This is a genomic window from Symbioplanes lichenis, assembly GCF_030709675.1.
Taxonomy (GTDB): Bacteria; Actinomycetota; Actinomycetes; order Mycobacteriales; family Micromonosporaceae; genus Actinoplanes; species Actinoplanes lichenis.
On sequence record NZ_JAUZQD010000001.1, the window covers coordinates 91037 to 112163 of the forward strand.

The 21127-nt window shown below is 71.5% G+C and carries 18 protein-coding genes, 1 tRNA gene and 1 pseudogene; 13 read left to right on the forward strand and 7 right to left on the reverse strand.

Annotated features, from left to right (window positions below; genetic code table 11):
• Positions 1–12 precede the first annotated feature (12 nt).
• Positions 13–246, forward strand: coding sequence for a hypothetical protein (locus tag RAN62_RS00395; protein ID WP_305782379.1), 234 nt, complete (start codon positions 13–15; stop codon positions 244–246).
• Here RAN62_RS00395 and RAN62_RS00400 read toward each other — a convergent pair.
• Positions 185–889 (reverse strand): hypothetical protein, encoded by a 705-nt coding sequence (locus tag RAN62_RS00400; RefSeq protein WP_305782380.1) that lies wholly within the window; start codon positions 887–889, stop codon positions 185–187. The two genes, RAN62_RS00395 and RAN62_RS00400, sit on opposite strands and share 62 nt — an antisense overlap.
• A gap of 292 nt (positions 890–1181) precedes the next feature.
• Here RAN62_RS00400 and RAN62_RS00405 point away from each other — a divergent pair, with 292 nt between their 5' ends.
• Positions 1182–2270, forward strand: a complete 1089-nt coding sequence (locus RAN62_RS00405) for a hypothetical protein (protein ID WP_305782381.1) — start codon at positions 1182–1184, stop codon at positions 2268–2270.
• The gene (locus tag RAN62_RS00410; protein ID WP_305782382.1) at positions 2267–3439 is read left to right on the forward strand and encodes a glycosyltransferase family A protein; all 1173 of its coding nucleotides are present in this window, start codon (positions 2267–2269) and stop codon (positions 3437–3439) included. Before RAN62_RS00405 ends, RAN62_RS00410 begins: the two co-directional genes overlap by 4 nt.
• Here the strand turns inward: RAN62_RS00410 and RAN62_RS00415 are convergent.
• Positions 3414–3896: a GNAT family N-acetyltransferase gene (locus tag RAN62_RS00415; RefSeq protein ID WP_305782383.1), complete on the reverse strand. Its 483-nt coding sequence runs from the start codon at positions 3894–3896 to the stop codon at positions 3414–3416. The genes RAN62_RS00410 and RAN62_RS00415 overlap by 26 nt on opposite strands.
• 131 nt (positions 3897–4027) lie before the next feature.
• On the opposite strand from RAN62_RS00415, the gene RAN62_RS00420 reads away from it, so the two are divergent.
• The 5 genes from RAN62_RS00420 to RAN62_RS00440 all read left to right on the forward strand — a co-directional run bounded on the left by RAN62_RS00420 (position 4028) and on the right by RAN62_RS00440 (position 12227).
• Positions 4028–5761, forward strand: a complete 1734-nt coding sequence (locus tag RAN62_RS00420) for an alpha/beta hydrolase (RefSeq protein ID WP_305782384.1) — start codon at positions 4028–4030, stop codon at positions 5759–5761.
• 274 nt (positions 5762–6035) lie between these two features.
• Entirely contained in the window at positions 6036–7727 is a 1692-nt protein-coding gene (locus RAN62_RS00425; RefSeq protein ID WP_305782385.1) for a dynamin family protein, read from the forward strand.
• A 48-nt stretch (positions 7728–7775) separates the two neighbouring features.
• Entirely contained in the window at positions 7776–8366 is a 591-nt protein-coding gene (locus RAN62_RS00430; RefSeq protein WP_305782386.1) for a hypothetical protein, read from the forward strand.
• The gene (locus RAN62_RS00435; protein WP_305782387.1) at positions 8353–10167 is read left to right on the forward strand and encodes a dynamin family protein; all 1815 of its coding nucleotides are present in this window, start codon (positions 8353–8355) and stop codon (positions 10165–10167) included. Before RAN62_RS00430 ends, RAN62_RS00435 begins: the two co-directional genes overlap by 14 nt.
• Positions 10164–12227, forward strand: coding sequence for an Hsp70 family protein (locus tag RAN62_RS00440; RefSeq protein ID WP_305782388.1), 2064 nt, complete (start codon positions 10164–10166; stop codon positions 12225–12227). Before RAN62_RS00435 ends, RAN62_RS00440 begins: the two co-directional genes overlap by 4 nt.
• Positions 12228–12490: 263 nt before the next feature.
• Here the strand turns inward: RAN62_RS00440 and RAN62_RS00445 are convergent.
• Both RAN62_RS00445 and RAN62_RS00450 read right to left on the reverse strand, forming a co-directional pair.
• Positions 12491–12562: transfer RNA gene (locus tag RAN62_RS00445), tRNA-Val, on the reverse strand.
• 61 nt (positions 12563–12623) lie between these two features.
• Positions 12624–13103, reverse strand: a complete 480-nt coding sequence (locus tag RAN62_RS00450; protein WP_369077127.1) for a TIGR02611 family protein — start codon at positions 13101–13103, stop codon at positions 12624–12626.
• 316 nt (positions 13104–13419) lie between these two features.
• Between RAN62_RS00450 and RAN62_RS00455 the strand changes: the two genes are divergently transcribed.
• From RAN62_RS00455 to RAN62_RS00470, 4 genes and pseudogenes are all read left to right on the forward strand, one after another.
• Positions 13420–13851: an SsgA family sporulation/cell division regulator gene (locus RAN62_RS00455; RefSeq protein WP_014446635.1), complete on the forward strand. Its 432-nt coding sequence runs from the start codon at positions 13420–13422 to the stop codon at positions 13849–13851.
• A gap of 252 nt (positions 13852–14103) precedes the next feature.
• Positions 14104–15089 (forward strand): annotated as a pseudogene (locus RAN62_RS00460) (helix-turn-helix domain-containing protein).
• Positions 15090–15213: 124 nt separating this feature from the next.
• A complete protein-coding gene (locus RAN62_RS00465) occupies positions 15214–15669 on the forward strand; it encodes an RrF2 family transcriptional regulator (protein ID WP_305782390.1) in 456 nt (151 codons plus the stop codon).
• A 227-nt stretch (positions 15670–15896) separates the two neighbouring features.
• Positions 15897–16082, forward strand: coding sequence for a DUF4236 domain-containing protein (locus tag RAN62_RS00470; RefSeq protein WP_305782391.1), 186 nt, complete (start codon positions 15897–15899; stop codon positions 16080–16082).
• A 227-nt stretch (positions 16083–16309) separates the two neighbouring features.
• Here RAN62_RS00470 and RAN62_RS00475 read toward each other — a convergent pair whose 3' ends face one another.
• On the reverse strand, positions 16310–17200 hold the full coding sequence (locus RAN62_RS00475) for a hypothetical protein (protein ID WP_305782392.1): 891 nt from the start codon (positions 17198–17200) through the stop codon (positions 16310–16312).
• A 233-nt stretch (positions 17201–17433) separates the two neighbouring features.
• Here RAN62_RS00475 and RAN62_RS00480 point away from each other — a divergent pair, with 233 nt between their 5' ends.
• A complete protein-coding gene (locus RAN62_RS00480) occupies positions 17434–19428 on the forward strand; it encodes a fibronectin type III domain-containing protein (protein ID WP_305782393.1) in 1995 nt (664 codons plus the stop codon).
• On the opposite strand, the gene RAN62_RS00485 is transcribed toward RAN62_RS00480, so the two are convergent.
• Both RAN62_RS00485 and RAN62_RS00490 read right to left on the reverse strand, forming a co-directional pair.
• A complete protein-coding gene (locus tag RAN62_RS00485) occupies positions 19377–20399 on the reverse strand; it encodes a GlxA family transcriptional regulator (RefSeq protein ID WP_305782394.1) in 1023 nt (340 codons plus the stop codon). The two genes, RAN62_RS00480 and RAN62_RS00485, sit on opposite strands and share 52 nt — an antisense overlap.
• Complete coding sequence (locus RAN62_RS00490) at positions 20389–21111, reverse strand: DJ-1/PfpI family protein (protein WP_305782395.1); 723 nt, start codon at positions 21109–21111, stop codon at positions 20389–20391. Before RAN62_RS00490 ends, RAN62_RS00485 begins: the two co-directional genes overlap by 11 nt.
• Positions 21112–21127: the final 16 nt, after the last annotated feature.

Below are 21127 nucleotides of genomic sequence, written 5' to 3' on the forward strand. Positions count from 1 at the left end.
TAACGTCCTCCTGTGGCCGCCGGACGACGCGAGACGCCGGTGACGACCGGGCGTGCGGTCCTCGCCGTCTGGGTCGTCGCCCCGCTCGCCGTGCTGCTCGGAGTGCTCGCCGCGGCGAACCGGCCGGGCGGCATCGTCGCCGCGGTGGTCGCCTTCGCCGTGCTCGGCGGGATGCTGGTCGCGCCTATCCTGCTCCGCCCGGGGGCCTCTCCCCGGCGAGCCGCCCCCGGTAACGACGGGCTCTGAGCATCTGGAAGAGCCAGCCGATCGCCAGCCCGCCCAGCGACGCGACGATCGCCACGCCGGCCACAAGCAGGTCCTGAGCGACCGTCAGGTCGGGCGCATAGCGCCGCAGCATGAGAAACAACATCAGGTAGAGCACCGAGACGGCGGCGGCGTTCGCGAGTCCCGCCCCCGTCCAGACGACGGCCTTCACCAGCAGGCGCACCTCGTGCTCCCACGCGTGCGGCGCCACCCGCGAGGCCGGCGGCTCGGGCGGCGGGACCGCCGGGCGTTCGGGCGGCGCCCGGTGCCGCAACCGCTCGTGCAGCGCCTGCTCGACCGCGGCCCGGACGGACGGCCCGAGGCGCGCCGGGTCGGCCGCCGGCCAGAGGGCGCCGTGCCGGTAGATCGTGTCCCGCACGACGGCGGCGCCGTTCCGGCGCAAGCTGTGGCGCTCCTTGCCGGTGAGCCCGTAGAACGCGCCGTGCTCGGCCAGGAACGCGTCGATGAGCCGGAAGATCAATTCGGAGAATTGCGCGACGGCGTGGACATAGGCCCGGGCGACCGGCGCGGCGTCCTCGTCCAGGACGGCGCTGTCGTCGAGGTCGATGAAGTCTTTCAGGCCGGGCTTGAGCCACTCCCGGGGAATGGGCACGCGACCGCTCAACAGACCGACAGTGAGGTCGCGGCGGTAACGGATCGAAAGACCGGTGAGCTCGTCCCGGATCAGTGATCCCTTTGTCTGTAGCGATGACGCGTCTGTGCCCATGCGAACACCCCCGGCGCCGTGCTCTGCTATGCTGGCTTTTTGCCTGTCTAAACTAGACTCAACTTGAATAAACTTGATTTCAGTCAAATGGAATAGAGCTTAGCTCAATTTACTCCGCTCACTCTCAGGCGAACAAGACCTCACGGAGTGAGAACGCACGAGATCTCAGCAGCCGGGAGGGGCGGCCTTTATGGCGACACCAGCGGCCGAGCAGCTGGCCCACCGGCTGCGGACGCTCAGGGACCAGTCGAAACTGACCCAGGGCGAGCTGGCGGCGATCTTCTCCGCAGACGGCCGGCAGGTGGGCGCCGCGGCCATCTCGTCCTGGGAACGGGTCAACAATCCCGCGCCCGTGCCCGAGAGCCGGCTCGAGCCCTACGCGCGCCTGCCCGCGCTGCGCGACGGCCGGCTGACCGGCCCCGACGAGCTGGCCCCGGAGCAGCGGCAGGCCTACGACACCCTGCTCCGCGAGCTGACCGCGCTCTCGGAGGAGGCCCGGGGCGGGTCACCGGCGGCCGACGCGGCGCGGGCCCCGACGGCCCGCTCGTGGTTCTTCTCGGACGGCGGGCCCGTCACGATCATCACGCCCGACGCCCCCTCCGACGCCAAGGGCCCGTACGGAGACGAGAGCAATCCCAATTACACCGCGCTGTACGAATCACTCGACCTGGACGCCTTGATCGAATTGCACGGGCACGTCCGGGCGGAGAACGGGCTGTCGTTCCCGGTTCATTTCAAGCCGGCCGCGTCGGTCGAGAGCGACGATCTTTCCGGTCATCTGGTGCTGATCGGCGGCATCGCCTGGAATCCCGTAACCCGCCGGCTGCTCCGCGAGTTGGACTACCTGCCGGTGCGGCAGATGGCCGTCCCCGAGGTGAGCACCGGAGAGATCTTCGCCGTGGGGCACGGAGCGGCGGAGCGCCGTTTCCTGCCCGTTTTCTCGCAAGGCAACGGCGCCCCGGCGGGTGAGCTCGAGGAGGACGTCGGACTGCTGGCCCGGGTGCCCAATCCGTTCAACTCCAGCAAGACGCTGACCTTGTGCAACGGCATTCACAGCCGGGGCGTGCTGGGCGCGGTCCGGACCCTGACCGACGCGCGGATCCGCGAGGCGAACGAGGCCTATCTCGCCGCCCGGTTCCCACGCGGGAGATACGGGCTGCTCGTCCGCGTGCGCGTCTTCCACGGGGAGGCGTTGTCTCCTGACCTGCAGAACCAGGACAACATCCTGTACGCCTGGCCCGAGGGGCCCACGACCGAGACCCGCCGGGGGGCCGCATGAGATCGAGAGCCGGGTCCCGGCCGGCGCAGCAGCGGGCCCACCACGACCGGCTGCTCCGCCGGATGGACTGGTCCCCCGCGCTGCGCCCGGCGGGCCGGCCGCTCGACGCGATCATCGTGCCCGCCTCCCGCCGCGCGGCCACCCTGACCGGCCTCATCGACCTGGCCGCGGCCTGCGGGACGACGCTTGTGGTGCTCGCCTCCCACGACTGCTCCGCCGATGACGTCGCCGGCCTCGTCGCGAGCCGGCCCGGGAGCGGGCGCGTCGTCGTCGCCCGGCTGCCACGGCACATCCCCGGGCTGAGCACCTCGGCGGAGACGTTCCGGGCGCTGAGCAACCACCGGTCGAGCAACCTCAGCCAGAAGCGCAACATCGGCCTGCTGCTCGCCCGTCACCTCGGCTGGGACAAGATCATGTTCCTGGACGACGACATCATCGGCATCACCCCGGGCCACGTGACCCGGGTGGCGCACCACCTCGACCGCAACCGGTTCGCCGGGCTGCGGACGGTGAAGTTCCCGGACAACTCCGTGGTGTGCCACGCCAACCGGCTGACCGGGCGGCCGCAGGGCATCTTCGTCAGCGGCGCCGGCCTGGGCGTGAACACGTCCGGCGACAGTGCCCTCGAGGTCTTCCCGGACATCTACAACGAGGACTGGTTCGCCTTCGCCGGCGAGGCCCAGCGGGCCGGGGTCGCGCACGTCGGCGACGTGGGCCAGCTCGAGTTCAACCCCTTCGAGGACCCGGGCCGCGCCGCCTCGGAGGAGTTCGGCGATCTGCTCGCCGAGGGCCTGTTCTCCCTCTTCAACGATGTCGGCAGCCTGCACCAGGCCGGTGAGGGCTACTGGGAGGCCTTCATCGGCGAGCGCCACCGGCTCATCGAGGACGTGATGAACCGGCTGTCCGACGACACCCACCAGGCCATCCAGGCCTGGAAGGCGCTCCACGACGCGACCCGGCAGCTGGCGAGCATCACCGCCGCCGACTGCGTGACCTTCCTCGAGACCTGGCAGGAGGACCGGACCCGCTTCGGCGACCGCAGCCGCAAGGCCGCCCGGCAGCGGCTCGGTCTCGCCGACGCCTTCGCCGCCCTGGGCGTCGAGCGCTGGCGGGAGGCCCGGTTCGGTGTCGCCGGCCCGCCGGTCATGCCGGGTGTGACTTGCCGCTGAGCCGCAGCCGTTCCTCGATGCGGCCCCGGCCGTCGAGGACCTGGCGCTCGAAGGTCGGCTCGAACCCGAGCGAGAGATAGAGCCGGAGGGCGGCCGCGTTCGGCTGGATCACCCAGACCAGGATGTCCCGCCCCGGCTCGCTGTCGACGAGCAGCCGCACCAGCGCCGACGCGATGCCCCGGCGCCGCCGGTCCGGGCGCGTCCAGACCGACTCGATGTGCAGGCCGTCGGGGTTGTCCGTCAGCCGGGCCAGCCCCGCCACCGCGCCGGCCGACCGGGCCACCGCCCACCGCCCGGTCTCGCAGGACCGCCGCCAGCGCCCCGCGCCCCACGACGACTCGTGCGGCCGCGCCGGGAGGAAATGCTGCGGCGCGTCCCGCAGAGCCGCCAGGCGCGCCGCCCGGGCCAGCCGCCATCCCGCCGGGCGCAGCAGCCGGAGATCACTTTCCTCGGTCATCGTCCCCAATGTACTTTCCGCGCGCCCGCGCCACTGCTTTGACAATTATCCATGCACATGTGTGGCATTCATCTGGCACTATCCGGGGCCGCGGCGGGCGGCGCCGCGGAATTGCCAGAGAAGGGTTCTGCATGCCACATCTCTCCAGGCGTCTCCTGAGTGCCGGGCTGATCGCCGGTGTGCTGGTCACCGGGCTCGCGGCGCCCGCGGCGGCGGCCACCAAGACCGACAAGACCAGCACGCTGGAGCGCAAGCGGGTCGACAGTGTGCCGACGCCGAAGCTCGGCTGGTACAAGTGCTACGACTACGCCGAATGCGCGACCACGAAGCTGCCGCTGGACTACGACCAGCCCCAGGGCGCGAAGACCGAGATCGCCCTCGTACGGATCAAGGCGAAGGACCAGAAGCACAAGCTCGGCAGCCTGTTCCTCAACCCCGGCGGTCCCGGCGGCTCCGGCACGAGCATCGCGCTCGCGGCGCCGAACTTCCTGAGCCCGGCGCTGCTGCAGAAGTTCGACGTCATCGGCGTCGACCCGCGCGGCGTCGCGAACAGCGCCAACGTCAAGTGCTTCAAGTCGGTCAAGGACCAGAGCGCCGTGCTCGGCCAGATGAACGTCGCCTTCCCGTACGGCAAGACCGAGGAGGCCCGGTACGTCAAGGGCGCCAAGCAGCTCGGCCGGGCGTGCTCGACGACCGGCAAGCCGCTGTCGGGTGCCATGTCGACGGCTGAGGTCGTACGGGACATGGATGTTCTTCGCCGGGCCGTCGGCGACAAGAAGCTGACCTACCTCGGCTTCAGCTACGGCACCGCGATCGGCCAGTACTACGCCAACATGTTCCCCGACCGCTTCCGCGCGATCGTGGTGGACGGCGTGCTCGACCCGGAGCACTGGGTCGGCACCAAGAAGACCGCGAACCAGGAGCAGGACGAGCGGCTCAAGTCGGCCGACGGGGCGTACCGGGCGCTGCGTGAGATCCTGAAGCGCTGCGACAAGGCCGGCGAGAAGTACTGCGCGTTCGCGGCCGGCGACCCGGTCCAGAACTTCGAGAAGATCGCCCAGCAGCTGCGCAAGAAGCCGCTGGTGGTCACCGACGAGCTGGGCGACTACACCATCACGTACGCCGACTTCGTGGGCGGCATCCTCAGCGACCTGTACGACGTCGCGGCCGGCGACTACGTCACGCAGGACGCCGCGTTTATCCAGACGCTGCTGAGCTCCTCGTCGAAGGCCGCCCAGGCGACGGCGCGGGCCGGGCTGATCGCGCGGATCCGGGCCAACCAGGCCAAGCAGCCGGGCCGCGACTTCCCGTACGACAACGGCTTCGAGACCTTCGCCGCGGTCGACTGCACCGACGGCCTGCACCCCAAGGACGCCGCCGCCTGGCCCGCCCTCATGGTCAAGGCCGACAAGCGCGCCCCGTACTTCGGCCGCGCCTGGGGCTGGGGCACCGCCCAGTGTGCCCGCAACACGTGGACCGTCCGCGACGAGGACGCCTACACCGGACCGTGGACCCGCAAGACCGCCGCCCCGGTCCTCCTCGTCGGCACCCAGTGGGACCCGGCCACCGCCTACACCGACGCCGTCTCCGCCAGCAAGCGCCTCCCCAACAGCCGCCTGCTCTCCAGCACCAACTGGGGCCACACGTCCTACGGCACGTCGGCCTGCGCCACCGGCGCGATCGACACGTACCTGCTGAAGGGCACCCTGCCGGCCAAGGGCAAGCTCTGCCAGGGTGAGTACCAGCCCTTCCGCGAGCCCCTCGCCGACGACAGCGCCACCACCCTGCGCGCCACCACCGCCGAAGCCCACCGCCCCCCGGTGAGCGGCCCGCCGATGGTCTCCACCCTCGCCGGCACCCGCTGACCCACCCATAACACTCGAGCGCGGCGTCCCCTCGGGGGCGCCGCGCTCGCGCCTTTCCACGCCTCTCACCCCGCTTCTGGTCCGCCTTCCGGGGTCGCCGTTCCGGACGGTTCCGGCGGCGGTCCCGGAATCGGATCCCTCGACCGAGCCGTTGTCCGCCCTGGTCGGGCAAGGGCCGGATACGGGTGTCTTCCCGGCGTCCCCGAACAGACCGTTGCTTCCGCCGACGACTTGGCAGAGCATTTTGTGACACCGTCACGGGAGCCCTGTCGCAATGTATGAATTTGTTTCGCGGGCGTCCGCAGAAAATGCTCTCGGGGAATTGATTCCCCTGTTTCCCGGCCGCTACGGCCTCGAACCGTCGCTCCGGGAGGAGATCGAGACGGCTGGGTCCCAGCTCGGCGAGCCGGTGCGCCTCGCCGTCGCGGGGTTCATCAAGTGTGGGAAGTCCACGCTCCTGAACGGCCTGCTCGGGCGGCACATAGCGGCTACGGGAATGCTGGAGACGACCTTCAAGGTCTACGAACTGCGGTTCGGCCGCCCGGAGGAAATCCTGGTCGTACGCGGTGACCAGTTCGGTCATGCCGGGGTCGAACGATACGAGCTGGCCCGGCTGGCGGAGCTCAGCGTGCGGGACGAGGCTCATCTCGATCGGCTCCGCAGGGTGAGCCGCATCGTCGTACAGCTGGACGAGCCGGCACTGCGGCACCTCACCCTGATCGACACTCCCGGCCTCGGCAGTGTGTATGGCGAGGACAGCGCCGAAGCCGAACGCGTGTTGCTCGGCGCGGTGGACGACGCGACTGTCGATGTCATCAGGCGCGCTGGTCACACCGTCGACGACATCCACCGGACGAGTGCTGACGAAACCGTCCGAGCGGACGCCATGTTCTACGTTCTCAAACGCGGGCTGGCCCAGTACGACAGCGCCGTACTCCAATCATTTCTCAGCGGCGACGAGATGCATGGCGGCACGAATCCGCTCCGGACTGTCGGCGTTCTCAACCAGTGTGATCTCGACTGGTCCGCGGAGAACGCGGATGACGCGGGCATCCATCCGATGGACTACAACCCGCTGCGTCAGGTCGGCATCCCGGCCATCGAGCGGTTCCTCGGACGGGACGGGCAGGTGAGCCGGCTGTTTCACACTGTCCTGCCCACGGCGGGCCTCGTGGCCGCCGGTGCCCAGTGTCTCGACGAGGAACGCTACGGCGACCTGGTGGAACTCGCGCGTGTCCCGCCGGAGACGATCATCAAGCAACTGTCCAGCAACGATCGCTTCCGCAACGACGCGCCGGCCGGGTCGGCGATCGATGCGAGCCGCCGCGCCCGCCTGGCCGACGAACTCGGCTTGTGGGGGGTGCTCCTGGCGTACCGCTACGTCCGTGACGGCTGCTCGCTGGCCGAGATCCGGCAGCACCTGGAGACCGACAGCGGCGTGGCAGCGCTGCGCCAGCTCGTCGACGAGCACTTCGCCCGCCACTCCTATCTGATGAAGCTCAGCAGCGTGCTGGCGAACCTGCGGCAACAAGCCGCCATCTTCCGCAACAGTCTGATGCGGCCCGTGGGCCAGCCCGATCGCGACCGTCTGGACCATCTGTTCCAGACCCTCGATCGCATCGAGCAGAGTGAGACCGGATTCGCCGAGATCGAGGTCCGCCGGGCTCATCATGCCGGTGAGCTGCTCTTCACGCCGGAAGACGTCAGCCACATGACCAGGCTCACCGGCGCCCACGGGCGGTCGTGCTCCGAGCGGCTCGGCCGGTCCGCCGCATGGCTGGTGAACCTGAGTGAGCTCGACGGCGAGGCCGTCGCTGAGATCGCCTACTGGCGCGCCAGGCGGGACGACCCGCACTACGACGCGGCCACGCGGCGCGCCGCCGGCATTCTCTACGACCTGGCCGAAGAGACCGGTCGCCGGGTCCGCAAGTCGCTGCGCATGCTGTCGTGGGCGCCCGACCTCTGATCATCCGATGAGCCCGACCTGCGAGTTCCTTGAGGAAGGTGTGCTGCGATGACCGTGCCTCTACCCGGCTTCGGCGCGAAGCGAGAGCTCCGGCAGGTGACACACGCCGTCTACGAACTGGCCTGCCGGGCGACCGAACTGGCCGGTCTGACCGCCCCTTCGCCACCATCGGCGGCGCGGTCCGCCGACGTGCTGGTCCGGCAGACGGATGTCGCGCTCGACGTCCTCGTCGAACGAAACCGCAACGACCGGCGGGAGGCCCAGCTGCGCCACGAGCAGTGGCAGGCGGAGCGGGTCGAGTGGAGACGGCAGCGCACGGAGATCGCGCTGCGGCTGACCGACTTCCGGGAGCGGCTCAGCGCGGTCGGCAGCAGTGCACAAGGGGCGGACCAAGATCCTCTGGTGTGGGCGGTCCAGCACGTCGACGACGCGTTACGGAGCATCGGCGCCGAGCCGTTCACGGATCAAGGGGCCCTGGACGCCCGCAGGCATCGCGTCGTTTCGAGCCTGCCCGCCGGCCCGGGCCGGGCGGCCCGGACGATCGCCTCCTCCACCCGCCCCGGGCTGCTCGTCGACGGCGAGGTGGCGCGTCCCCAGGAAGTGGTCGCTTACCAGGACGGTCCCGATGACAATCTCTGAGGAACGCCGGCGGCTTCTCGCCCTCGCGGACGATCTTGGCGCCGACCCGGACAACGTACGGATGACCGGCAGCCTGCTGCAGGAGGCCAGACGGCTGCTCAACCCCGCGCCCTTCCGGGCCGTGGTCTGCGGCGAGTTCAACATGGGGAAGTCGCACCTTCTCAGTGCGATGGTGAGCAGGCCGCACATCTTCCCGCACCATCCCAACGCCACGACTGCCGTCATCACGACGCTCTCCTGGGGCGCACAACCGGTCGCCCGGGTGATCCGGTCGTCGGACGGCACGAGCGCCGACGGTGCGGGGGCAGCCGACCTGACTCCTGAGCAGGTGCAGAGGTTCATCACGGCCCAGACCGGCCAGGCTCCTGCCGCGGACGAGGGTGGCCAGGTCGTGCTGGTCGAGATGTCCGCCGCGGTGGAGCGGCTGCGGTCAGGCGTGGTCCTGGTCGACACCCCCGGCCTCGACAGCACCGAACCGTTCCACGACGTCCTGACCCGGCAGTTCCTCAGCAAGGCCGATGTCGTCCTCTTCACCACCGCTGCCGGGTCGCCGCTCTCCGTTCCCCAGCTGCGTGCGCTCCGGGCCGCCGTGGGAGCCGGCCCGCTCCCCGTCGTCGTGGTGACCAAGGCGGATCAGGTGGACGCCCAGCCGTTCGCCGACGTCGCCCGTGAGCGGGTGGCCCGGGAGCTGGACGTGCCCGCAGGAGCCCTCGAGGTCATCATGACGTCCGCACGGCTCGCCCGCGCCGCCGACCGTGACCGTTCGGTGCCGGACCGGGCCGAGTCCGGCGTCGATCTCGTCTGGGACGCCATCGAGCGACGGCACAAGCGGTGGGTGGCGGCCCGCACCGCGGCCGCGGCGAATTGTCTGCTCACGGCCATCGAGACGATCACGGTCCCGCTGCGCAGCCGGCACAACGACGAGGAGCTCATCATCCGGCAGCTCCGCGACCTCGCGGCCCTGCGCCACGAAGCGGCCACGGCAGTACCGAGGGAGACAGCCGGGGCGATCGAGAGAGTCCGCGCGGACGCGCGAGAGCGTTTCGCGGTCCTGCGGGAGGCCGTCACGGATCAGACCCAGCTGTTCGCCTCCTTCGTCGACCCGGAGACCTACATCAAGCGCTTCCTCGAAGTGCTGACGACGATCCGGGAAGGAACCGACAAGGCGCTGGATGAGGTCCACAAGGATCTGGTGACGCGCTGGGCCGATCGCGCGCAGTTCATCATCGAGCTCGACGCCGGATCGCCCCGGCCGGACGACGGCCGCGGTTCCTTCGACACCGCCGATCTTCTGCGCAACGCCGGACGACCACCGAGCCTCACGATCGGTTCCCTCCAGGGAGCAGCCGGCGCGGGGAATGTGCTCGCGGCGGCCGGCGGCGGCCTCGGCACGATCATCGGCGGGCTGATCGGCGGTGCGATCGCTCCCGGTATCGGCATGGGCGTCGGAGCGTTGCTCGGACACTTCATCGGCTGGGCCGCCGGCCTGCGGGACGAGATGGGCAAGGCCCGCACGATCTGGCGGGCGGAGAAGGTCAACGAGCTGACCAGCAAGGCGCCCGGCTGGGTGTCGCACTTCGCCGGGCAGGAGGAGGCCTGGCTGACCCGATCGGGCGAGACGCTGGCCACCAGGCTGCGCGACCTGGTCGAGTCCGGACTCCGCGAGCAGGAGGCGACCCTGCGGCAGATCCTCAAGGATCGGGGCGCCGACCCCGCCACGGTCCGGAGTGATGCCGAGCAGCTGACCATGCTGACCGCGGAAGCAGCCATGGTACGGCGCTACCACAGGGAGGCTTCGTGACAGGCACGCAGCGTTTGGCGTACGGGCTCGACTTCGGCATGAGCACGTGCTCCCTGGCCCTCGCCCTCGATGAGGGTGATCCTCGGCTCATCACCGATCCGCTCGGGGGAGAAATGCTCATTCCCACGGCGGTCGCCTACCGCGACGGCATGCGGGAGACCGACGCGGGAGCGGCAGCCCTCAATGCCGCGGGTATACGGCCGGAGCTGTTCGTGGACAGGTTCAAGCGCCAGATCGGCATCAGTGACCGTATTTTCGTCGGACGGAACGACGTGGCGCTCGTCGAGGTCGTCAGCATCATGCTCCGGTTCCTCAGGGACAGCGCCCAACGGGCGGTGCCCGCCGCCCCAGCTCAGGTCGTCCTGACCTGTCCCGCCTCCTGGCGTGCCGACCAGCGGGAGATTCTCAAGCAGGCAGCGGCGCGCGCCGGCTTCGCCCGGCAACACCTGACCTTGATAGACGAGCCGACCGCGGCCTTCGAATATGCACGGACGCTGCCCGGGGTCGACGACAGGCGTCCGCTGCTCGTCTACGACCTCGGCGGCAGCACGTTCGACTGCGCTCTGCTGGTACCCGACGACGGCACCGGACGGCCGCAGCTGTTCCGCAAGGGGCTGGCGGACGTCGGAGGAACGGACTTCGACGAGCAGATCTTCAACGACCTTCTTTCCCGCTATCCGGAGATCCTGCCGCAGCTCGAAGGCGACGCCGGCGCCGTCCGCCGGTTGAGGCGATCGTGCGAAGGCATCAAACGCCGCCTCTCGAACGACGCCGTGGTGCACGAGAGACTCACTGAGCTGCCCACCCAGCCTGTGGTAACGGTGCATCGCGACACCTTCGAACGGATGGTGGGTCACCAGATCAGCCGGACGATCGAGGTCTGCCGGTCGCTCCTGGACGACGCCGCGATCAGCCCCCAGCAGCTGGGTGCGGTGCTGCCTGTCGGCGGATCGTCGCACATCCCGTTGGTCCGCTCCCGGCTGAACGAGTTGGTTCCGGGCGCGGTCGTGGACGTGCCGGCGCCGGAGTTTGCGGTCGTGCTGGGGGCCGTGGCGATCGCCCAGGATCGCCAGTACACCGACAGCTCACGGCACGAATCCTCGCCGGAGGTCTTCGCCGAGCCGGCCGACGACAGGCCCGCGAAGATAGTCGGTGTGCCGGCGGCACCCGGCCGGCCCGGCAAGTCCGGGCTCATCACCACCTGGTTCTTCTTGCTGCTGTGGTCGAGCGCCCTGGTCGGCCTGGCTGTGCTCCACTGGGTGCCGGCAGTGATCGCGGCCGCGATCGCCTCGGCGCTGGCCGCCGCGGCGGGACTGGTGCACCAGACGCCACGTCCCCGATCCGCCGGCTGGGTGTTCTACACCGCGGCGGTGCTCGGCGGGATGATACTGCCTGTCGGTGCCGCTGTGGTCCACGGCTACAGGGGCGAGTGGTCTCTCACCGCCTGGTCGGCCGGAATTCTGGTCGGTGCGGTCATTTCCTGCATCTCCCTCGTCCTGGCCACGGAAGACTGGGAAGGGTTCGAGGCCAGACGTCAGGACTTCGAGCGGCAGACCTCGGCGGCGAATCGGGTACGGCGCCAGCGGTGGTTCGGCACGGGCGAGCCTCCCGCGTTCCTCGAGCGGCTGCTGACCATCCCGGCGGTGCGGATCTTCGAGCTGAGCACAGCCTCCGACGGCTTCCAGTACGCCGTCTCGAGCGGCAGTCTCGTGTTGCTCGTCCACATGGCACCCTCGCTGCAGGCACGCCCGGCGATGGCCGCGGCCGTCAAACCGTGGACCGTCTCGCTCGCCAAGGCGGAGGTCGCCGGCTTCATCGTCTTCGACAGCACCCGGGTGCCCCGGCTGTCCGAGCAGACTCGAGCCCGCCTGGGCGCCCAGCCCGTCACCACCCGGACCTTCGCCGACGTGGTCGGCAACTGGCTGGCCGAGCAGGAGACGATCGACATCCGCACAGTCGCGCACCTACTGGCCGAGTCGGACCGCCGCGCGACCCGAGGGCGCGTCCCCGCTTCCCGCCTCCACACACTTACGTACCCGAATGACCGCCTCACCCGATGACCGCCCACCGCCCTCCCCGCCCCCGTCCCAACCGAGCCCTCCCGCAGGCGCCGCGGCGCGGGCACCGGGGCGCGGGTGGCATGGTGCGGGTGGCATGGTGCGGGTGGCGAAGCCACCTTCCAGCCCAGTCCACCACGACGAACGAGTGCGGCAGTGGGGGTGCGGGTGGCGAAGCCCCCGCCACGCGAAGGCCGAAGGCCGAGCAATGAAAAAAGCGGCAGCCCGGCTCACGCTTTCCGTGAGCACAAACCACCGCTGACGCGTGGGCGATACTGGGATCGAACCAGTGACCTCTCCGGTGTGAACGGAGCGCTCTCCCGCTGAGCTAATCGCCCTCAACGGATTGGAACTCTACCGGACGCCGGCCCCGGTGCGCGAACCAGGGTCGGCGCGTCCTCACTTGCCGGTCAGGAAGTCCATGATCACGGTGTAGAGGTTGATGTCGAGGGACAGGTAGACCGAGGCCCAGACCACCGCGCTGATGAAGACGAAGCCGACGAGGCCGATCAGGGCGCGCATGGCCAGGGACTGCTTGAGGACCCACTGCGTCCACGCGTTGACGTGTTTGCGGGTGAAGTGCAGGAGGCGCTTGGCCCAGGCGAACTCGACGGACCAGATCGCCAGGCCGAGGATCACCACGGCCCAGCCGGGGCCGGGGAACGGGATCATGATGATGCCCGCGACGACGACGATGGTGCCGAGGACGCCTACGCCGATCTTGAGGGCGAGGCGGCCGCCGGGGGTGGCGCGGATGCGGTCGAGGGCACCCAGGGGCGAGTGCGGAGAGTGATGGTGGGCCTCCGCGTCGTGAGCTGCGGGGGAAACCGCAGGTGAGACGGCGGCGGAGGAATCGGACGAGGGGTCGGATTGGGACATCTCGTTCACTTTCACGGCAAAGATCTCGGGTTCCCGCTCATTTCATCCCCCAGTGTTCCCTTCCCCCGTCACTACCCGGGAGGAATGGACGTTACCGGAGTGAGTCAACTGCTGAACCACCCGACGCCGGGCGGAACCGAGTACTTGGGCAAAGCGCGGCAAGATACCGTTTCACGGCTTCCCCTGAGGCCAAATCGGATCCGTCTTCCCACTACTGGGTGAGATCAGCGTATGGCGGAGCGTAATGACAAGGATCACCTGAGTATGGGAAACGCGGGGTTACCCACCTCGCAGCGGTGCCGGGGGGAGTTCGTCCATGAGTACCATCCGTCCAACGACCGTCGAGGTCGAAACTTCGCTGCGGCTCGTAGCGCCTGATGCCACGGCCCTGCCCGTGCGTGCCAGTCTGCGGTACGACCCAGCCGACCCGTATGCGGTACACGTTTTGTTCCATGCGGAATCAGCCGGTGGGGAAGCCGTGAGCTGGTCCTTCGCACGGGAACTGCTCGTGACCGGGCTCGATGAGCCGGCGGGCATCGGGGACGTCCGGGTGTGGCCGTGGGCCACGCCGCGGGGCGACTTCGTGGCCCTGGCGCTGTCGTCACCCGACGGCAACGCCCTGTTCGAAGTGCCGCGCAGTGTCCTGGTCCGGTTCCTCCGGCGCACCTATGTGGTGGTGCCGCGGGGCCGGGAGTCCGATCACCTGGACGTGGACGCTGCCGTCAACCGGCTGCTCGCCGGTCGCTGACGACGAGATCACGCAATAACCCGCGTCGATCGGACCGGCCGGCGCCGGCCGAACGGACCCGGGGGCGACAAAGGGATTTACGGGGCGACCCGCGTGGATACTGCCGGTCCACGCGGGTCGCTCTTTTTGCGTACGAAAGAGAAGTCGTTTTTGTCCGCCGGAATGCGCTGCTTTCCGGATTGTCTGTCGGAACTCCGCCCACCTGGAGATCCGGGCGTGCATCCCAGGTCAAGGCCCGATACCGTCGCCTCGATGGTCACCACTGCGCAGCGCCTCAGCAGGCCCGCCCCCGCCCCTCAGTGGGCGGGCGTCGGCACCTGCACGCTGTCCTCGACCGACCTCGCCTCCGGGCCGCCTCAGCCCCGGCGACTGCCCTATCACCTGCTGGCGCTGACCACGGCCGGGCACGGCACCGTGGAGATCGACTTCGCGGCGCACACCTGCCGCCCGGGCACGCTGGTCTGGGTGCGCCCGGGGCAGGCCCTCCGCTTCGGCGCCGACCCGGGGCTCGACGCGACGCTCGTCACGTGGGACCCCGGGCTGCTGTCGTCGGCCGAGGTCGCGGGCATCGCCGTCGACGACCTGCCCGGCCCCGCCCGCTGGCAGCTGGCCGGCGAGGACGAGGACGCCGTCATCACCGAGGTCGCCCAGCTGGGCGTCGACTGCACCCGGCACACCTCGGGGCCGGTCGCCGCCGGGCTGCTGCGTCACCAGCTCGCGGTGCTGCTGCTCCGGATCGCGTTGCTGACCTCGGCCGACAGCCCCGCGGCGGTGTCGACGTCGGAGGGGCGCACGTTCGCCCAGTTCCGGCGCGACCTCGAGGACGGGCACCAGGAGAGCCGCCGGGTCGAGGACTACGCGGCACGGATCGGCTGCTCGGTGCGGACGCTCACGCGCGCGAGCCTGGCGGTCACCGGCCGTACGGCGAAGCAGGTTGTCGACGACCGCGTCGCGCTCGAGGCGCGGCGGCTGCTGGCGTGCACCGACCTGTCGGTGGCGGAGATCGGGCGGCGGCTCGGCTTCGGCGAGCCGACGAACTTCGGCCGGTTCTTCCACCGGGAGGTCGGCGCGAGCCCCGGCGCGTTCCGGGCCGCTGCCGCGACCGGCGGGCCGTCCGCGCCGATCAGCCCGGCCGGGGGTACGCCCGGAGCCGTCGACGGCCACGCGCCCGAGCTGGGCACCCGGATCCCCACGCAGCGCCTCTCCCCCGAGTGATCGGCCCGTCGCTCCTCGGGTGATCGACCCCGCAACAAGCCGCATCGCCACGCAAGGGTGACAACCATTCACTCTGTGTGATGCCCGAATTCCCAGCTTTCCCGGGGTGCGCGAGGCGGACGAGCATGGACGGGGCAGAATGGGGTGGTGCAGATCTCCGCGCGTGGCGACTACGCGGTGCGGGCGGCGCTGAGCCTGGCCCACGCCTACCCGGCCCTGATGTCCGCCCAGGCCATCGCCCAGGACCAGGACATGCCCCGGAAGTTCCTCGAGGCCGTCCTGGCCGATCTGCGCCGTGCCGGTGTCGTCCGCGCCCAGCGTGGCGCCGAGGGCGGCTACACATTGTCACAGCCCCCGCGCGACGTGACGATCGGCCAGATCCTGCGCGCCGTCGACGGCCCGCTCGCCGGCGTCCGCGGCCTGCGCCCGGAGGAGACCCGTTACACCGGCGCCGCCGAAAATCTGCCCAACCTCTGGGTCGCCGTCCGCTCCGCCGTGCGCGAGGTCGTCGACGAGGTCAGCCTGGCCGAGCTGCTCAGCGGCCGCATGCCGGCCCACGTCCGCAAGCTCACGACCCGCCCCGACGCCTGGCAGCCCCGCTGACGCGGCGGCGCCCTGCTCGCCCACAACGGCCCGCCCGCCGCTGAGCCAGAGCGCCCCGCCCGCCGCTGAGCCAGAGCGGCCCGCCCGCCCGCTCGACCGGAGCGGCAGCACCCCTCTGATCACGCCGGAGTGCGGCCGGCCCGGGCACGCCCGTCGATGGGTGCGTTTCAGAAATTCGGCCATCGGGAAATCGAGAGACAACTCGCGATTCCCGGAAGGACAGACCGATGGCCATCATGTACCGCAGCCGCAAGAAGTTCGGCCCGCTGATCCTGAACTTCACGCAGAACGGCCTCTCCTCCTGGACGATCAAGATCGGTCGCTGGTCCTGGAACTCCAAGGCCAAGGCGCACCGCGTCGACCTGCCCGGCCCGCTGTCGTGGAAGCAGGACAAGTCCTCCTCCCGCTCCTAGGACACGACGATCGCCGGTCATCCAGGCATGACCGGCGGCAGGACCACGACGGCTCCGGCGGCACCCTCCCCCGCCCCGGAGCCGTCGGCCTGTCCGGACCCCGCGCCCGAGCCGACCGACCTGCGCGAAAAACCCGAGCCCGCCGACCTGCGCGAAAACCCGAGCCCGCCGACCTGCGCGAAAACCCGAGCCGGCGCGAGATGCGGAGCCGCCGGGACGGCCCGATCTCACGGCAGGCTGATCACCACGTCGCCGCCGAGCCGCCCGTGCGCCGGCTCCCGCGTCACCGTGCCGGCGTCGAGCAGTGTGTGGAGCACCCGCGTGGCGTCCGCGGCCCGGTACACCGTGTCCGTCAGCGCGAACGTCCGCAGCTCCGTCACCGTCGCCGCCCCGTGCGACTCGAGGTGACGCAGCAGCTCCCGGCGCAGGGGACCCGGGTGCGGGGTGAGCGAGATGTCCATCAGGTGCCGCTCCGGATCCTCCGGGTCGCGATAACGCACCCCGGCGAACTCGTCCACGGCCCACAGCAGGTCCTTGAACGCTTCGAGACTCTTGCCGAGCGTGGTGGCGTACACGATGGCCGGTCCGGGATCCTCGGACGTCGCCAGCTCGACCGCCGCGACCAGCGGGAACCCGGCCTCGTGGAGCGCCGCGCGGAAGTCCGCCGCGGACGCGCCCACCGGCAGCACGACCAGCGCCTCCGCCGGCTTGCCCCGCGCCAGGGCGGCCAGGGTGGCCGGCCCGGGCGGCTCGGTCGCGCTCGCGTCCACAAAGCCCAGCAGGGGTACGCGCACCGCCCCGCCCGCCCTCAGCGCCACGGCCAGCCGCTCCTCCGTCCCCCCGCCGATCGTGTGCAGGGTGAGTCCGGCGGCGGGCGGCGGCTCGGGCAGCCGGGGCGTCTCGCGGCCCAGGGCGATCATGGTGAGCTCCCGCCCGCGCACCAGGTCGGACTGCTCCGTGAAGACCCGCAGCGCCGCCTCGGCCAGCTCCGGCGCCGCGTCGGCGTGACCGTGCACATAGGCGGCCCGGCGCCCCCGGTGCAGGGCCGCGGGCGCCCAGGTCTCCAGATGGCGCACAAGGATCTCGCGTGTGACGGCGGCGAGGCTGTCGGAAGTCATCCCTGAGTTTGACAGTGCGGGCCGCCCGATTTTCATCGGGTGCGGCGCGGCGCAAAAAACCGGGTGCGACGCGGCGGAGAAACCGGGTGCGGCGCGGCGGAAAAACCGGGTGCGGCGCGGCGCGGAAATCGGGTCCGGTGCAGTGAGGGAAGCGAGTGCGACGCGCGCGGGAAGCGAGTGCGACGCGGCACAGGACTTGTACCCACCGTGGCTGACCAAGCACTATGGGGCACGTGCCCCCTGCCCTCACCGAAGCCACCGCCCGGGCGCAGACGCTCACCGCCGAAGGTGACCTCACCGGCGCACGCGACGTCCTGGCCGGCGCGCTCGACCCGGCGGCGTCCGATCCTCAGCGCGCCACGCCGGACCTTGCCCTCGCCGCCGCCCTGCAGGCGCGCATCCTGATCGCCCTCGGCGACGCGCACGGGGCGCAGACCTGGGCCGGTTTCGCCCATGCCGCCGAGGAGCACCTGCACGGGCCGGCGGACGAGCGCACGATCGCCGCGGCGGCCACCCACGCGGCCGTCCTGCACCGGGTGGGCAGCCACGGCCGGGCCGTCCCGCTCTATCGGGACCTGGTCGCCCGGCTGACCGAGCACGACGGTCCCCTCGCTCCGCGCGTCCTCGCCGCCGAGGCCGACCTGGCCACCGCCGAGCACGCCGCCGGCCAGTGCACGACCGCCCGCAACCGCCTGCACGACGCCTGGACGCGCCACGCCCGCCACCACGGCGAGTCCTCCCCCGCCGGCATCAAGATGCTCGCCCGCCTCGGCGCCATGGAACGCGAGTGCGGCCGCACCACCGAGGCCACCGTCCATCTCACCCGGGCCCAGGAGCTCTGCGCCCGCCACCTCCCGGCCGACCATCCGCTGGCCCAGCAGGTCGCCCGGCTCGCCGGTGCCGCCCCCTCCGGCCGCCACGTCTGCGGCCGCGTGCAGCGCTCCACCGGTCCGGGCTCCGGCGACGCGGCCGAGCGGCCCAGGACCCGGGGGATCGCCCGCACCCCCGCGACCACGCCGCCCACCCATCCCGTACGCCACCAGCCCGCACCCGCCCCCCGCACCCCCGCCGCCCCGATGCCGCCCCCCGCGGTGTTCACGCCCACGCAGGGCACAGTCCCGTCGGCGAACGACTCGCCCCGCCACGACCTGCCGCCGAACGCTCCCGGCGACCCGCACCCGGTGGACCCCCCTCGTCCCCCGGTCCCGAGGCGGATCGACCCGACCGTCACCGAGACCTGGGAAGCGGACGAGCCCGAACCCGCCCCCACCACCCAGACCGTCTACGTCCCGAAGCAGGCGCCGTCCACCGTCACACCACCTCCGGCGGACCCGCCCCGCTGGCCGGCCCAGGGCCACGTCGCCCAGGCCCTCGCCGCCCAGCCGCTCACCGCTGAGCCCCTCGACGCCCAGCCGCTCGCCGCTGAGCCCCTCCCCGCCGACACCCCGGCCCCGGCCATCCCCCACCAGCCGGCGCCGTCCGAGCCCCACAACCCGCCGGCGCCCGACCCCACAGCCGCCGAAACAAAAGCCGACGAAGCAAGAGCCGCCACCCCGCCTGGCCCGTTCCCGCCCGACACCCTCCCGCCGCCGGCGCACCATCCCGACGAATACCCGCCCGGCCCCGCCTTCTTCCACCGCACCGAACCGCCCACCCCCGACGACGTCCCCCGCCCGGCCCCCGTCGACCACCGCACCACCGTGGTCGACGACATGGGTCTCCCGCTCGACGAGGAACGGCGTCTCCCGGTAGTGGGAGGAAGGGCGAGCCGCGACCGCACCGCCCGCCAGCCCTTCGTCCTGGCCACCGTCCTGATCGCGGGCATCGCCGCCGCCGCCGCGATCGTGGCCGTGACGCTCCCCCGGGGCGACGCCGCCGGCCCGGCGACCGGGGCCGCAGCCACCGCCCGGCCTCCGGAAGCCGCCTCGGTCCCGCCGCGCACCAGCGTCCCGGCCGCCGACGAGGGCGCCCCGGACGGCGTGAAGATCAAGGACAACCGGGACAGCGTCTCCCTCAGCTGGCGCTATCCGAAGGACGCCGACGGTCCCGTCCTGATCTCCGGCGGCCGCGCCGGTCAGGAGCAGCGCGCCTTCCAGCAGCTGGCCCCCGGCACCGCGGAATACGTCGTCTACGGCCTCAACGCCCAGGTCGACTACTGCTTCACAGTCGCCGTCGTCTACGGCGTCGACCGGGTCGCGACGTCAACCCCCGCCTGCACGTCCCGGTAGGAACCACCCGGCCGAGCGCCGAACGCGCGCCGGTACCGGTCGGGACTCGTACGCAAGGCTCGCTGGAAATGCGCCCGCAGCGCACTCGCCGATCCGTGCCCGCTCCGCGCCGCGACCGCGGTGACCGGCAGGTCGGTGGTCTCGAGCAGCCGCCGGGCCAGCCGCAGCCGCGCGGCCTGCAGCCAGGCCAGCGGCGTCGTGCCGGTCTGCTCGCGGAAGCGCCGGGTCAGCGTCCGTGCGCTCAGCCGCGCGTGCCGGGCGACGTCGGCCACCGTGACCGTCTCGCCGGCGTGCGCCTCCAGCCACTCCAGCGTCGCCGCCAGCGAGCCGCCGTCCCCGGCCGGCGCCGGCGCGGCGAACTGGGCCTGGTCCCCGTCGCGCACCGGGGCCATGACGACGAACCCGGCGGTCCGTGCGGCCACGTCCGCCCCGAAGTCCCGGCGCACCAGGTGCAGGCACAGGTCGAGGCCGGCCGCGACGCCGGCCGAGGTCCAGATCCGGCCGTCCCCGGCGAACAGCGACGCCGCGTCCACGTCGACGGCCGGGTGCCGGCTGCGCAGGTCGGGCGCGGCCCACCAGTGCGTGGTGGCCCGGCGCCCGTCGAGCAGTCCGGCCTGGGCCAGGACGAACGCCCCGGTGCAGATCGAGACGGTACGCGCCCCGCGCGCCACGGCGGCCCGGAGCACCGCGAGCACGGCCTCCGGCGCCCGCCACGGCATCGCCACGCCCGGCACCACGATCGTGTCGGCGTCCGCGGCGCCCGTCAGGTCGTACGGCGCCTCGATCCGGAAGTGGCTGATGCCCTCCACGCTCGACCGGACGCTCGGCCGCACGCCGCAGACCCGGATCTCGTAGGGATGGCTGCCGTCGCTCAGCCGCGTGCTGCCGAACACCTGGCACGGCACCGAGAGGTCGAAGCCGACGACCCCGTCGAGGGCGAGGACGGCGACCACGTGGGGTTTATCGCCCACGGGCCGTCCACACGGTGCCGCGCGGCTCGAACTCGAGGACCCCGGCGATCATCACCGCGAAGTCGGGGCCGAACTCGCGGTCGAGCACGTGCAGAGCGAGGTCGATGCCCGACGTGCTGCCGGCCGACGTGATCAGGTCGCCGTCGTCGACGACCCGGGCGTCCTTGACGATGGCGCCGCTCTCGGCGAGCTGGTCGCGTACCGTCTGGTGGGTGTTGCAGGGCCGGCCCCGCGTCAAGCCGGCGGCGGCCAGCAGCAGTGCGCCCGTGCACACGGAGCCGATCACGAGATTGCTCCGCACGGCGGCCGCGAGGGCGCGGGGCAGCTGACCCTTCTTGATCTCGTGGGCCACGCCGGGCTCGTCGGGTCCGGCCGGGCCGCCGCCGGGTACGAGCAGCAGGTCGGCCTGGCGCGGTGACCAGCCCCGGCCCACGACGACGCGGGTGCCGCCGAGCGCCTGGATCGTGCGCGGCACGGTGCTGGTCACATAGCTGACCTCGACGGCACCGCCCGTGGCGAAGCCCGCGATCGTCAGCGCCTCGTTGGGCCCGATGAAGTCCACCTCCGCCACGCCGTCGAAGAGCACCATCTGCACCCGGAACGGCCGCTCGGGCGACCAGCCCGCCTTGGGCGCGGCGGCCGCGGCGGAGGCGGAGAAAGCAGCGGCGGAGGGGACAAGAGCGGTGGCGCTGAGGACGGTCCGGCGGTGCATGGTCGCTCCTGACGTC

What these genes read in the sequence shown, in the direction of transcription:
- RAN62_RS00405 (WP_305782381.1), top strand. Translation starts at nt 1,182, where the DNA reads ATGGCGACACCAGCGGCCGAGCAGCTGGCCCACCGGCTGCGGACGCTC.
- RAN62_RS00410 (WP_305782382.1), top strand. Translation starts at nt 2,267, where the DNA reads ATGAGATCGAGAGCCGGGTCCCGGCCGGCGCAGCAGCGGGCCCACCAC.
- RAN62_RS00415 (WP_305782383.1), bottom strand. Translation starts at nt 3,896, where the DNA reads ATGACCGAGGAAAGTGATCTCCGGCTGCTGCGCCCGGCGGGATGGCGG.
- RAN62_RS00420 (WP_305782384.1), top strand. Translation starts at nt 4,028, where the DNA reads ATGCCACATCTCTCCAGGCGTCTCCTGAGTGCCGGGCTGATCGCCGGT.
- RAN62_RS00425 (WP_305782385.1), top strand. Translation starts at nt 6,036, where the DNA reads ATGTATGAATTTGTTTCGCGGGCGTCCGCAGAAAATGCTCTCGGGGAA.
- RAN62_RS00430 (WP_305782386.1), top strand. Translation starts at nt 7,776, where the DNA reads ATGACCGTGCCTCTACCCGGCTTCGGCGCGAAGCGAGAGCTCCGGCAG.
- RAN62_RS00435 (WP_305782387.1), top strand. Translation starts at nt 8,353, where the DNA reads ATGACAATCTCTGAGGAACGCCGGCGGCTTCTCGCCCTCGCGGACGAT.
- RAN62_RS00450 (WP_369077127.1), bottom strand. Translation starts at nt 13,103, where the DNA reads ATGTCCCAATCCGACCCCTCGTCCGATTCCTCCGCCGCCGTCTCACCT.
- RAN62_RS00455 (WP_014446635.1), top strand. Translation starts at nt 13,420, where the DNA reads ATGAGTACCATCCGTCCAACGACCGTCGAGGTCGAAACTTCGCTGCGG.
- RAN62_RS00470 (WP_305782391.1), top strand. Translation starts at nt 15,897, where the DNA reads ATGGCCATCATGTACCGCAGCCGCAAGAAGTTCGGCCCGCTGATCCTG.
- RAN62_RS00475 (WP_305782392.1), bottom strand. Translation starts at nt 17,200, where the DNA reads ATGACTTCCGACAGCCTCGCCGCCGTCACACGCGAGATCCTTGTGCGC.
- RAN62_RS00490 (WP_305782395.1), bottom strand. Translation starts at nt 21,111, where the DNA reads ATGCACCGCCGGACCGTCCTCAGCGCCACCGCTCTTGTCCCCTCCGCC.